The 13,181-nt window shown below is 46.5% G+C and carries 12 protein-coding genes; all 12 read left to right on the top strand.

Annotated features, from left to right (window positions below):
* The first annotated feature begins 1 nt into the window (after window position 1).
* The 12 genes from MHI45_RS14965 to MHI45_RS35185 all read left to right on the top strand — a co-directional run bounded on the left by MHI45_RS14965 (window position 2) and on the right by MHI45_RS35185 (window position 13,178).
* Window positions 2-1,447 carry a phage tail sheath family protein gene (locus MHI45_RS14965; protein WP_076112947.1) on the top strand — a complete coding sequence of 482 codons (1,446 nt, stop codon included), beginning with the start codon at window positions 2-4 and terminating at the stop codon, window positions 1,445-1,447.
* Between the two features lie 12 nt (window positions 1,448-1,459).
* Complete coding sequence (locus tag MHI45_RS14960) at window positions 1,460-1,981, top strand: phage major tail tube protein (protein WP_038597011.1); 522 nt, start codon at window positions 1,460-1,462, stop codon at window positions 1,979-1,981.
* Between the two features lie 17 nt (window positions 1,982-1,998).
* Window positions 1,999-2,319, top strand: a complete 321-nt coding sequence (locus MHI45_RS14955) for a phage tail assembly protein (protein WP_076112946.1) — start codon at window positions 1,999-2,001, stop codon at window positions 2,317-2,319.
* A gap of 152 nt (window positions 2,320-2,471) precedes the next feature.
* On the top strand, window positions 2,472-5,468 hold the full coding sequence (locus MHI45_RS14950) for a phage tail tape measure protein (protein WP_076112945.1): 2,997 nt from the start codon (window positions 2,472-2,474) through the stop codon (window positions 5,466-5,468).
* The gene (locus tag MHI45_RS14945) at window positions 5,468-5,671 is read left to right on the top strand and encodes a tail protein X (RefSeq protein WP_076112944.1); all 204 of its coding nucleotides are present in this window, start codon (window positions 5,468-5,470) and stop codon (window positions 5,669-5,671) included. The genes MHI45_RS14950 and MHI45_RS14945 overlap by 1 nt, the downstream gene beginning before the upstream one ends.
* Before the next feature lie 2 nt (window positions 5,672-5,673).
* Window positions 5,674-6,705: a phage late control D family protein gene (locus tag MHI45_RS14940; protein WP_341119171.1), complete on the top strand. Its 1,032-nt coding sequence runs from the start codon at window positions 5,674-5,676 to the stop codon at window positions 6,703-6,705.
* A gap of 2 nt (window positions 6,706-6,707) precedes the next feature.
* The gene (locus tag MHI45_RS14935; RefSeq protein ID WP_076112943.1) at window positions 6,708-7,106 is read left to right on the top strand and encodes a hypothetical protein; all 399 of its coding nucleotides are present in this window, start codon (window positions 6,708-6,710) and stop codon (window positions 7,104-7,106) included.
* A complete protein-coding gene (locus MHI45_RS14930) occupies window positions 7,103-7,525 on the top strand; it encodes a phage tail protein (protein ID WP_076112942.1) in 423 nt (140 codons plus the stop codon). Before MHI45_RS14935 ends, MHI45_RS14930 begins: the two co-directional genes overlap by 4 nt.
* Window positions 7,522-7,854, top strand: coding sequence for a GPW/gp25 family protein (locus MHI45_RS14925; RefSeq protein WP_076112941.1), 333 nt, complete (start codon window positions 7,522-7,524; stop codon window positions 7,852-7,854). Before MHI45_RS14930 ends, MHI45_RS14925 begins: the two co-directional genes overlap by 4 nt.
* A gap of 4 nt (window positions 7,855-7,858) precedes the next feature.
* Window positions 7,859-8,986 carry a baseplate assembly protein gene (locus MHI45_RS14920; protein WP_076112971.1) on the top strand — a complete coding sequence of 376 codons (1,128 nt, stop codon included), beginning with the start codon at window positions 7,859-7,861 and terminating at the stop codon, window positions 8,984-8,986.
* On the top strand, window positions 8,979-9,530 hold the full coding sequence (locus MHI45_RS14915; protein ID WP_076112940.1) for a phage tail protein I: 552 nt from the start codon (window positions 8,979-8,981) through the stop codon (window positions 9,528-9,530). Before MHI45_RS14920 ends, MHI45_RS14915 begins: the two co-directional genes overlap by 8 nt.
* Before the next feature lie 12 nt (window positions 9,531-9,542).
* On the top strand, window positions 9,543-13,178 hold the full coding sequence (locus MHI45_RS35185; RefSeq protein WP_076112939.1) for a phage tail-collar fiber domain-containing protein: 3,636 nt from the start codon (window positions 9,543-9,545) through the stop codon (window positions 13,176-13,178).
* The last annotated feature ends 3 nt before the right edge of the window (window positions 13,179-13,181 follow it).

The following is a 13,181-nucleotide window of genomic DNA, read 5'->3' as shown; positions in this document are numbered from 1 at the left end:
AATGGCCTATAAACATGGTGTAACAATTATCGAACAACCAACATCAGTCCTGGCACCCACAGAGGCAATGAGCGGAATTCCGTTTGCAGTAGGGACGGCTCCTGTTTATCTGGCTTCGACAGCTGCACCGGTGAATACTCCAGTGCTGGCTTATACTTATGCTGAGGCTGTAGCCGCACTTGGCTATAGCGATGATTGGAAGAACTATACTCTTTGCGAACTTATCTACTCACATTTCGTGTTATACAAGAAAGCCCCGTTGATTATGGTTAATGTCCTGGATCCCGCTGTGCATAAGACGACGGTGCCACCGGAGGCGGTCACTGTAAATAACCGTACAGTTACGCTGACGTCTGAGGGGATACTGTTGCCAACGCTCACAGTCAAATCGTCTGACGGAACATCAACATACGTAGCTGGTGTCGACTTTAATGCCGCATTTAATGATAACGGCCATGTAGTGATCTCGGTGAAAGCTGGTGGAAACATTTCAGCTAATGTAGCACAGCTCTCTGTAGGGTATGACCGGATTAATCCAAGTGCCGTAGACTTGGTTGATGTGATCGGTGGTCTTACATCATCTGGGGAATACACCGGCTTTGAGTTGATTAACCAAGTGTATCCGCGTTTCGGGATTCTCCCAGATTTACTGCTTGCACCTGGATGGTCTCATTTCCCTTCAGTAGCAGCAGTTATGAGAGCCAAAGCCAGCAACATTAACGGCAACTTCAAGGCAATGGCGCTGACAGATATTGATCCGGCTCAGGCTTATAGCGATGCCGGAACCTGGAAGTCCGAGAATAGCTATAATGGAACTCTCCAAATTGCCTCCTACCCCATGCTTACAATGGGAGATAAGCAGTATCATTTTTCCACCCAGCTGGCAGGGTTAATCGCAGCAACAGATGCGAACTACGGTGGAGTACCTTTTGTATCGCCATCTAATAAAGCACTTCAAGCCGATGGCACTGCGCTTTCAAATGGGACGAGCTTGTATTTGGGGATCGATCAAGTGAGCTATATGAACAGTCTCGGAATTATGACAGCCCTTAATCTTGGCACGAGCGGATGGAAAGCCTGGGGAAACAACACATGTTCGTTCCCGGGGACGACCGATCCGAAAGACAGCTTTATTCCGGCTCGCCGAATGTTTAATTGGATCGGGAACAGCTTGATTCTGACCTATATGCAAAAGGTTGATGATCCGATGAACAAGCGGCTGATTGCTGCGGTCACGGACTCGGTAAATATTTGGCTGAACGGTCTCGTGGCATCCGGTGCGCTGCTGGGCGGCCGTGTGGAATTTAATGCTTCCGAAAATCAGGCCACGGACCTGATGTCCGGTAAAATTACTTTCCATTTATATATCACTCCACCAGGTCCTGCACAGGAGATCTCATTCCTGCTTGAATACGACACAACTTATTTGGCTGCATTGACAGCCTAAAGGAGGAAAAACATGCCTAATAGATCAGAACGTATTATCGATTATTCAGTCTTCTTGAGTGATCAAGATAGATATTTGGGTACAGCTACTGCTACGTTGCCAGAAATTACTTATCTGGTGGAAACGATCAAAGGTGGAGGAATCTCGGGCGAAATCGAGGCTCCTTCTCCAGGACATACCGGTGTAATGAATCTGTCCCTCAAATGGCGTACGATGGAAAAGGAAGCAGTTGAACTAATGGCTCCTAAGGTTCATATGCTAACCCTGCGCGCATCAATTCAGACGTTTAATACCTCCACTGCTGAATATAATGAATCCGCGCTAAAGATCACAGTACGTGCAAGACCACTGGGGCTGTCACTAGGCAATCTTGAACCTGCGACAACTATGGAGACTACGAATAATTTCTCGGTTAGTTATCTGATGGTGGAGCTCAACGGTGAGCGTATATTGGAGATCGACAAATATAACTATGTCCACAGAGTGTTTGACAAAGATTATCTTGAAATTACTAAAAGAAATTTGGCATTGTGATAAGGGAGGGCTAAACAATGGAAAATGAAACAATCGAGGAGGACTTGGCGGAAGTATATACTTTCGCCCGGCCTGTAACTTTTGAAGGAAATACTGTAGAAACTTTGACCATTGATTTCGACAAGTTGACCGGCGTGGATATTCTTGCCTGTGACCGTCAATACCAAGCAGAAGCGGCAAGACACGGTGGCACTGAATTGGTTAAGGAGACGAATAAAGCCTATCAGGCCTACATTGTAGCAAAGGCCGCCGGCGTTCATGTCGGATTAATCCGCGCGCTTCCGGCAAAGGATTTCACTAAGCTGACTTTGCGGGCACAAAGTTTTTTGCTGCTGTAGGCTGTGGGGGTGGCGAGGAGGTCAAGGATCTCGCCGCCCTTCTGGCCATGTTTACCTACACACCCATTCCGTATTTTCTTTCGCTGCCCCTTTGCGAAATGGTGGAATGGGTGGAGCGGGTTACCCGGATTAAGGGAAGGAGGAAATAATTCGTGGCAGGGTCGAGTGGTGCAATTAATAGTTATAATATTGTTTATCAATTGAATGCCGTTGTATCTGCCTCCTTTCGCCGGTCGGTGGGAGAAGCAGAGGACAGTATAGAAGATGTTGCAAGGGTTCTTCGGGAGTTATCACGAATTTCAGGTTTTGATAATGTGCGGCGAAATGCGGACGCGGCGGAAGATTCAGTTGGAGAATTAGGCGAGAGTGCTTCTAAACTTGGCCGCATTTTGGAAGGCATGAAGGGACAGAAGGAACTATTCTCTGAATTGAAATCAGGTATCGAACCGCTTAAGAAAATTATGAGCGGAATCAATGAATCCGCTGATGCTATGGCCCAATTGCAGGCATCAACAGGAATGACAACAGAGCAGATGGAGGATATGGAGGAAATCTCTAACAGTCTCTATCGCCAGAACTATGGTAAAGGCTTTGAGGATTTAGGTGACTCTCTGGCGCTGGTTAAAAAAGTATTGCAGCAAAGTGGGGATGAGCTTGAGAAAACTACGGAGAATGCGATTACCTACCGGGATGTTTTTAAAGGAGAGCTGCCTGATTCCTTAAAAGCAGTGGATGCGATGATGCAGCGGTTTGGCATTAACTCCGAGCAAGCTTATAACTTGATGGCTCAAGGGGCACAGAAGGGCTTGGACCAATCTGGTGAACTACTTGATACGACAAGTGAGTACAGTGTGTATTTTGACAAAATGGGCTATTCAGCCAATGAGATGTTCAGCCTCTTCAGTGCAGGGATCGAAAATGGGGCCTCTTCGCTTGGAGGTGTAGCTGATGCTGTGAAAGAGTTCAGTACAGCAATAATGAGTGACTCTGACTCAGTAAGCGCCTCTATATACGAGTTGTTTGCGCCAGAGCAGTTGGACAAGTTCAGCGCAGCGCTTGTAAAGGGCGGTGCAGGTTCGGCTGAATACGCCCAACTTCTGAAAGTGGCAGGAAAGACTGTAGCTGACACCCTGACAAAAGATTTAAAAGCGGGCGGAGATTCCGCGAAGAAAGCCATGCTGGAGCTGCAGAAAACACTTGGCAGCGGAGAGAAGATTTTCAAGGGGCTGTCGAACGGTTCACTTACCGGCAAGCAAGCGATGGAGCAAGTGATTCAGAAGCTAAAAGAAATTAAAGATCCTGTAAAACAAGCACAACTTGCTGGAGAGCTATTCGGCAGTCAGTTCTCGGCTATTGGCAGCGAAGCCATTCTTGCGCTCGGGAGCACCCGAAGTCAATTCGACATGACCAAGCAGACTATGGAAGAAGTTGCTGCTGTAAAATACAGTACGTTGACACAGCAGTTCCAGGCAGTCGGCCGTGAAATGATGACCGAACTGATCGTTCCGCTTGGAGAGAAGTTGATGCCGCTGCTTCAGGGTCTGGTTCAATGGATGGGGAACAATAAAGAGCTCATGATGGTCATTGGCCTTGGAGCTCCCGCGGCGGCAATCGGAGTGAATACTCTCAAGATTGTTCAGGGATTCCTGAAAATCGGAAGTGCTGCTGGCGGTGCAGGCGGAGCGGCTGGCGGGTTTGCCGGAGCGCTGGGACTGCTGACGAATCCAGTGGGGGTTGCTGTGGGTGCACTGGGATTAGTGACAGCTGGGGTGGTCGCTTATAAACATCATCAGGAAGAAGCTAGGATAAATCTTCTGAATATGGGTGATGCGTTAGGCGAGGCATATAACAATTATGAGGAGATTGACCAAGCAAGCAAAAGAAATCAGGACCTGATAACTGAATACGACCGACTGACTAAAAAAATAAACGATGCTAAAACTCCTGCGGATGAATTAACCGAGGCAAGAAGGAAACTTAAGGATGTCGAACAAGAATTAATCGCTATGAATCCGGATATTTTATCCGCTGAAGGCTCAAAAAATAGCAAGTTTCGAGAGCAACTGGATCTTGTCGAGGATGTTTATGAATCAAGAAAGGATATGAGTAAGCGGGAGATTGAGCATGATGCGCTTGAAGCCAAAGGCAAAATGCCGGAGCTTGAGGACCAATATTCAGAGCTAACTGAAAAGCTTGAGAAGCATAGCGAAGCTTATGAAAAAGCGAAAGTGTCCTATCGAGATTATCTCGAATACATGAATCAGCTCGATAAAATTAATGATAGTGATGCAACCTATGAGCAAAAAAATCAACAACGGGATATATTAGCTGCACAAATCCAGAAATCTACAGGAAAAGATTACAGCCACAACTGGGCCAACTTGCAAGGCGAATATGAGGATATTGAAAAGTCATTTAATAAATATAATTCGAAGATTGAAAAAACTCAAAATGAAATGAAAGAAGCTGAAGAAAGCTTCGCCTCTTATTACGATCTCCAGAAGCGCTTGATTGAGCTTGACCTTGGAGGCTCACTGGCAGAAAAGGCTCCCAAGTATAATGAAATGTCTGATGCTCAAAAAGAACAATTTGATCAAGCAGTGAGCGACATGGCTATACTTAATCAGGAAGTAGATATGTTGCCCGATGAAAAAAAAATAGATGTTATGCTGATATGGGAGCAAACAGGGCAAGTCCCTGATTTTAGTCTTACAGAAGATGACTGGATAGAAATTGATAAGACAATGAAGAATGGCGGTAAGCCTGATTTACGGACTTCAGCGGGTCAAAAATATAACCGTTTGCAGCAACGTGATCCTGGTTTTGAGGGTTATGCGGGTTATGCGGATGGAGGCATAGCTTTACGTCCTTCTATATTTGGAGAAGCAGGCCCTGAAATTGCAATTCCGCTCAATAATAAACCGCGTTCCCGCTCCCTTCTGGATAAAGCAAATGACTTAATGGGTTACACCAGTTCAACCAGCTTAACGGAGGGGAATATACAGGTCAACTGGGCGCCGCAAGTTACGATTCAAGGAGGGACGCCGTCTATTGCAGCTGAAGTAGCCAAGGCCATCCAGGATCAACAACCAGCATTTGAACAACGGTTTCAGCAAATGATCCAGCAGCAAAGGCGGGTGAGTTTCTAATGATCTACAGGACAGTACAAGGTGACACTTGGGATAGTGTCGCCTTTCAGGTGTATGGAGACGAGCAATTAATGACAATGCTCATGAATGCAAATCCCAACCATACGGAAACAGTCATCTTTTCTAGAAATATCGCCATAAACGTGCCTGATAAGCCAGTTATCACTTCAGATATGCTTCCGCCTTGGCGAAGGGAGGATTAACCTTGGATTTGCCCCAAAACGCCCGAAGGGCAATGCTGGTACTTCAGTATAACGGAAAGGATGTAAGCAAGGATATTGCAAAATCGCTGACAGGTTTTCAGTACAACGATGCCGCTTCCGGTTCACTTGATGACATTTCTATCTCACTGGAGGATACAGGGCGTAATTGGCAGGGGGCCTGGGTTCCAAGCGAAGGGGATCGAATCCATGCCACAATACGCACTATAAATTGGGATGCTCCAAATGAAATTAAGAAGCTGCCACTTGGGACATTTGAAGTAGACAGCATTGAATTTAACGGACCGCCGGATACGGTGGCAATTAAGGCAGTGTCGCTTCCAATCAGTTCGGAAATTCGAATGCAGCAAAGCTCGCGAGCCTGGGAGAAAACGAATCTAAATACGGTGGCTGCTGAGGTTGCCAAACGGGCAAAGCTAAAGCTGCTTTATAGGGCTGAAGAAAACCCCTCCTATGATCATTTGGAACAGACAGAGCAATCGGATTTAAGCTTTTTGTTGGAGACAGCGACCAGAGAAGGAATTGCCATTAAAGTATCAAACGGCACTCTGGTAATGTTTGATGAATCTGTATATGAAAAAAAGTCACCAATCGCGACTATAACACGTGGTGAGGACAATGTGAAGGGATATGGATTTTCAATCAATACGGCATACTCGGCATACCGTGCCTGTACGATTACGTATACACCACCTAAAAGGAAAGAACCGGTACAAGCAACGTACACGCCTGCTGGTGCTCCGAAGACTGGTCCTATACTAAAGATAAACGAACAGGTAGATGATCAAGCTGCGGCCATACAACTGGCTCGTAAAAGGCTGAGGGAGCGCAATAAAGAAGGCGGAAAAGGCTCATTATCTCTCATGGGAGATATCCGCATGGCAGCTGGCCTGACTATTAATATTGTGGGCTGGAAGCGGTTTGACGGTAAATACATTATTGAGTCTGCAAGACATGTTATCGGAAGCGGAGGCTATACAACTGATTTGGAAATAAGAAAGGTATTAGGGTGGTAATCATGAACTTTATTGGACAAGTTTCTACGGCAGACCCGGGATCCGGCAGCGTGAGGGTTACCTTTCCTGACCGGGACAATATGGTATCAGCTCCGCTGCCGGTTATTACACCAGGGGGATGGGGACGTACAAATGCTGCTTTTCCGGAGCCTGGGGATACCGTTCTTTGTGCATTTTTGGATAATGACCGATCTGCAGGTTTTTGCCTGGGGACCTACTATGGTTCAGAGGATGCTCCGCCTGGTTATGTCCATCAACAGGGTGTGTGGTTTGAGGATGGCAGCTTTGTCTTTTATGACCGCAGTACCCGTATGTTAAATATTAAGGCAGTCGGCGGTATCAAAATTGAAGGGGATTTGACCGTTACCGGGAATATTACAAGTTCAGGAGGCGTATTATGAGCGGAGAAGCAGAAGCGGATATCTATACTGTCGGCGCCCTTGGGCCTATCGTATTTTCTGTTTCCGAAGCATACATTCTAACGCTCCAGGATTTAGTGCGAAGCAGCACGGGGCGCTGGGCGCAACATGATATTATCGGGCAAAAGCCTAAAAAAGAGTGGCTGGGACCTGGAGTGGACACAGTGACCTTTTCTATACGCTTTTCTTGGGAGTATGGCCTCAACCCCAGGAAAGCAGTGGACAGGTTAACAGAACTGGAACGGGCCGGCAAAGCACTCCCTCTAGTTATTGGAAATAAGGGTGTAGGAACAGGGCTATGGGTAATCACTAATATGACACAAGCCTGGGAGCAGCTTGACAACAGGGGGAATGTCCGTGTAGCAAAAGTTGATCTTACATTGGAGGAATATGTAAAGTGATCTATACCGTAGATACTACCCAGCAGTCAAACATAGATTTTGCACCGGAAACAATAGCGGAAGAAATTGCCCAAAACGTTCGGACGATTCTCATGACACCGCAGGGCAGTGCACCGCTGGCACGAAATATCGGACTGGATTATGGAATAGTGGACGAGCCCTATTCCTTCGCAAAGACACGTATTATAAGCGAGATTATGTCTGCTGTGGCTGAACAGGAGCCACGAGCGCAAATAACGGAAATATTTTTTAAGGATGACCTGATTGATGCTTTGACAGGCCGGTTATTAGCAGTAGTGAAATATAGTTTAAATGAGGAGGTGATGTGATTTGGTGCTATATGCAGATTTGCCTGAAATACAATTCGTGGCCGAAGAAGCTGCGGATATCCAGCGAAACGTGATTGCTATTTACGAGGGCCTAACCGGCCGTACCCTGCAGCCTGCCGATCCGGTGAGGCTGTTTTTGTCTTCATTGGCTGTTCTGATTGTTCAACAACGAGTACTTATTAACCAGACGGCAAAGGGCAATTTGTTACGGTATGCATCGGGAGTTCTGTTGGATCATATGGGTGCATTTCAGGGTTCGGAGCGATTGCCTGCGTCTTCGGCAATCACCACGCTGCAATTTACATTGTCCATCCCTTTGTCAGCGGTCACTTCGATTCCTGCGGGTATCCGTGTCGGTATACTAGGAGGTGATGGCTCTATATATTTTGCGACAACAGAGTATGTAGAGATACCAGCCGGAGCAACCACTGGCACCGTTACAGCGATTTGCTCATCGCTCGGTGCTGGCGGCAATGGTTTCTTACCGGGGCAGATTAATGTTCTCATAGATCAATTACCGTTTGTTCAGTCTGTTATCAATTCTACAACGAGCAGTGGAGGTTCTGCAGAGGAGACGGATGAAGCCTTTCGGGATCGTATCCGGGCAGCTCCGGATTCGTATAGTACAGCTGGTCCGCAGGGGGCATATGAGTTTTGGGCAAAGTCCACATCTGCAGCAATTCTAGATGTGCATGCCTATTCCCCAAATGATGGTAAGGTGACAATAGTCCCTTTGCTTGTTGGTGGACAGATTCCAGGCCAGGATATCCTTGATGCCGTCGGCGAGATATTGGATGATCGCGGTATTCGGCCATTGACGGATCAGGTGAAGGTAATTGCCCCGACAGCTGAATCTTATAATACTACTGTGACCTACTATGTTAGCCGCAGTCGGGCTTCGGAAGTATCTAGCATTCAGGCGGCGGTAACAACCGCAATCGCTGATTATCAGCTCTGGCAAAAGTCCAAGCTTGGTCGACATATCAATCCTTCTGAATTGATTGCCCGTGTCATGGAAGCGGGTGCGCTGCGCGTAGTGCCGACAGCACCAGTGTATACGGCTTTGACAATGACCCAAATTGCACAGGAGGGTACAACAACAATCACCTATGGAGGTCTTGTCGATGATTAATATTCAAACGGTAAGCCTGCTTGATCTCCTTCCGCATTCGATCCGAAACGATCCGGCTATCACTGCCGCCGCCACTGCACTGGATGAACAACTTCAAGTAACAACGGATATGATAACATCGCTAAATATATTTAGCCGCTCGACAGAATGGACAAATGAAGAAACTGATCAATTGGCACTTCAGTACCGTCCGCCCTATTATGATCCGGAATTATCCGTGGGACAAAAGCGACTCCTGGTTAACAACGCCATTTCGTTTCACCGGCATAAAGGAACAGCTGGTGCTGTTGAAAATTTGATAAAGATTCTATTTGGGGAGGGTTCAGTTGAGGAGTGGTGGGAATATGGCGGTGATCCTTATCATTTTCGAGTGGTTACTAATAATGCGGATGTTACTACCACACGTGCACAAGAGTTTATAGAAGCCGTGAATGCAATTAAACGTCTTTCTACTGTACTGGATAGCGTCACCATATCACAAGCTGAAACACTGCCATTGTATATAGGTGGGTTTATACACGTTGGAGAACGAATTATTATTTAAGGAGGGGCTTTTGTGGCAGTATTTGGTGGCATGACAATAACGACAAAAGGTATTGCACTTCAGGGCAAGGCGCAGGCGGGAGCGGCACTTAACTACACGCGTATTGCGGTCGGAGATGGAACACTTAGTGGGCAGTCTATTTCAGCGCTAAATGGGCTGATTTCTCAAAAAAAGAATTTGCCGATTACAAGACTGAAGACTCAACTGCCTAATAAGGCGGTAATTGGAGCAGTTTTATCAAATGCAGAAATTACAACGGGCTTTTATTTTCGAGAGGTCGGGGTTTTCGCACAAGATCCGGATGTAGGGGAAGTTCTTTATGCTTACGCCAACTCCGGCGTAACAGCAGATTATATTGCCCCCGCCGATAGTACCGACATCATAGAAAAGTCATTTGACTGTATTGTTGTAGTCGGCACTGCAGCAAACATAACGGCAGTAATCGATGAATCGCTGGTTTATGCTTTACGGTCTGATCTGGATGCTGTAGCAGCAACCAAGGTGGACAAGGTGGGCGGAAAACAACTAAGCACCGAAGATTATACCACGGCTGAAAAGACTAAGCTGGGAGGGATGACGGCGGGTGCCGGTGGAGCAGGATCAGCATCAGACAATGTCATCGGGAATCGAACGATAAGCGACAGCACCGCACCCACTGGCGAAACTGGCACGCTGACCACTTTGCTGGGTTGGCTGGCTAATATGATTAAGGGAATCACGGGTAAATCCTCCTGGCGGACAGCGCCAGCTACAACATTAGAGGCAGCTAAAGTCCACGCGGATGATGCCACCCGCCACATCACTGCCGCAGAGCGAACAACCTGGAATGCTAAGGAGACTACTAGTGGAGCACAGGCAAAAGCTGATGTTGCCAAAGACGCAGCTATCAATGCAGCTGGCTTAGATGCTACAGCAAAAGCTAATGCGGCAGCCGACGCAGCAGAGGCAGCGGCAAAGGCTGCGTCAATCCCGACAACCCAAAAGGGCGCGGCGAATGGTGTAGCAGCACTGAATGAAATAGGCCAAGTAATGGGAAGCGGGTTGAGTTTGGGTGGAAATAAATTAGGAGAAAGTGTATTTACATTCTCTTTCGCTCATGGTGTCCCAAATCAAAAGATAAACCTAGTTCACACGGGGTTAACCGCTGGTTTTGTAGAAGTTACAGTGGCGAGTACATGGAGCAATGGCAATGCGGCGGGGAAATTAACGAAACGCTATGACATTATAACAGATAGCTCTGGCACTTTAAGTTACCAAACTGATGCTTATACAGAGGTAACCGGACCGATACAAGATAATATATCTATTTCCCCAATTTCGTGGGACTCTAGTAATTCGACTTGGAAGATTTCCATTGAAGCGCGGACGAGCAACGGAAACGATTATGTTGTTAGTATTAAACAGATGTCTCCTCATGGTTATGTTGCGTGGAGTAAAGGTGCTGTATACACTGGTGCTGCCACAACATTACCTAGGGCAGTACAAACTATACCAGATGATACAGTTACGCGAAGTGGATATTTGATTCAAAAACACCGATTAACAACACCAACTGGAACAGTAATTAACCTTTCTACTGGATATAACTTAAATGATTTGACAGTAAACGGTTTTTATGACGGAGAAAATTTTGTGAATGCTCCTAATAACATAACGGATTGGTTTTATATTGAGTCTTATGTTCATTCTAACAATCAGTGGGACTACCGCTTCCAACGTGCTACTACTTTAAACGGGTCACCTACACGAAAGCCTTCTACATTTGAGCGTATTCAGGTCGGGGGAGTATGGGGAGCTTGGTCTGAAGTAGCGGCAGGCGATTCTGTATTTAAAATTAACGGGCTCGTAGATAAGGATTATAATCTAATTGTTAAACCAGGAACGTATCAAATTTATGGAAGTGTATTCCCTAATGGCCCAGCATTAACAGCACCTTGGGGCATTCTTAACGTCTATCTGGGAAGTAACAGTTACGTTGTACAAGAAGTTACCCAAACAACGGGTGCATTCGAAAGATGGTATCGGGCGGCGACAGAAACAACATGGAGTCCATGGAGAAAAGTTGTTACTGATGCAGATACTCCAGCATTCGCAAAGGCAGGACGTTTTGTTACTTTTGGCGGGGCAATGACGGGCGTAACGACTGCTGAGTTTATAATTATGCTTAATAATATGGGAGCACACTCCCCAGAGGGAGGGTATTGGGTAGGACGGGGTGACTGGTCTTATGGTACTAATGCCTATATTACAGATTCCGGCTTTGGCAAGATACACCTCGCTGGGGCAGTTGTGGAAGTTATAGGCTCCCTTGTTGATGATAAGTATACAATCCGCGTTACGACCCCGCCGACGAATGGTGTAGATGCCGATACAACCAATAGTGAGTTTACCTATGTTAACAATGGGGTAGGTTATTACCCGGCGTGGCGGAGAAGCCTAAACACTGCAAATACGTCAGGCTTGTTCGGAGTTGGAAATACTGTAAGTAATGCCAATAGGTTAGTATACAATGGTTCATATGTTGTTACTGCAGCATGGACGGGTAGCCCATGGGCTGGGACAGACGGAAGTAATCAGGGCTATCTTACGCATACTAGCTGGAACGCTGACAATTCTTATGCCATGCAAACGTTCATGCCCATCAATGCTACTGACGTCAATAGAACAGGAATGTGGTACAGAAGAAAATTAGCGGGTGTTTGGGGCACATGGACTAGAACGTACAGTGCCGATAATGATGTTGGCCTTTTTAAAGAAAGGGGAGGCGTACCTGCTGGGTCAGATTTAAATGACTACCACGGCAACGGATCTTACATGCTCTTAAGTGACTGGTACGCAACTTATGTTCACCGTCCGCCGGTGGACTCATACTACGTCTTGACAGTTTCGAGAGCCCAGTCCAGTGGCGGTTTCGTCAAGCAAACGGCTACTCAGGTATTTGGATCTTTTGAGTACTACCGCACTCGTACGGATCAGGGGTTTTGGAGTCCATGGGTAGAAGTAATGACTAGTGAATCAGGCAACTCATTTGTTAAACGTGGAGCCCCCTCCGCCGGCGAGGACCTAAATAATAAAACTGCATTGGGTATGTACTTATTGGGAGCCAGCACCGATTATGTCAACGGACCTGGTATGGACTGGTGCATAATGAACGTGTATGCCAATACGGCGGGCTATATCGTCCAAGAAGTTACGAATATGGGGTTGGAGCCTCGAAAGAGGTATAGAACGAGAACTGAACTAGGTGTGTGGAGTCGATGGGTTGACGTTGTTTCCACAGATGCTACCGGGAAAATTGCGAATGTAGCCAATAATAGATATGTAGGCAAATCCGTGTATCTTAGCACCACTTCTGCACAAACAGTTGCGAATTATACAACTGGTGCTACAACTACTGCTGTAACTATTAAAACAAGTTTGATTACTGATGCCGTAAGAACTGTGTATATTTTTATATCATATATAGATTCGCTCGGCCGGGATCAAACTTATACAGTTTTGCCACCTACACAGATGGCCGTTGGAGATTATCAATTCATATCACCAACCCTTATCTGCAGAAACGCCAGTGCTGTTACTGTAGTTGGACAAACACCATCAGCTGGTGGCAACGCGTGGGTGTCAGCTGTAATTACAGAGGAGGGTTAATTA

This window comes from Paenibacillus sp. FSL H3-0321, assembly GCF_038002865.1.
Taxonomy (GTDB): Bacteria; Bacillota; Bacilli; order Paenibacillales; family Paenibacillaceae; genus Paenibacillus_AQ.
This window is presented reverse-complemented; position numbering and strand designations above follow the sequence as displayed.

Bases quoted from the DNA above. Each gene is read 5' to 3' on its own strand.
- MHI45_RS14945 (WP_076112944.1), top strand. From the start codon at position 5,468: ATGATCTACAGGACAGTACAAGGTGACACTTGGGATAGTGTCGCCTTT.
- MHI45_RS14930 (WP_076112942.1), top strand. From the start codon at position 7,103: ATGAGCGGAGAAGCAGAAGCGGATATCTATACTGTCGGCGCCCTTGGG.
- MHI45_RS14915 (WP_076112940.1), top strand. From the start codon at position 8,979: ATGATTAATATTCAAACGGTAAGCCTGCTTGATCTCCTTCCGCATTCG.
- MHI45_RS14955 (WP_076112946.1), top strand. From the start codon at position 1,999: ATGGAAAATGAAACAATCGAGGAGGACTTGGCGGAAGTATATACTTTC.
- MHI45_RS14965 (WP_076112947.1), top strand. From the start codon at position 2: ATGGCCTATAAACATGGTGTAACAATTATCGAACAACCAACATCAGTC.
- MHI45_RS14935 (WP_076112943.1), top strand. From the start codon at position 6,708: ATGAACTTTATTGGACAAGTTTCTACGGCAGACCCGGGATCCGGCAGC.
- MHI45_RS14960 (WP_038597011.1), top strand. From the start codon at position 1,460: ATGCCTAATAGATCAGAACGTATTATCGATTATTCAGTCTTCTTGAGT.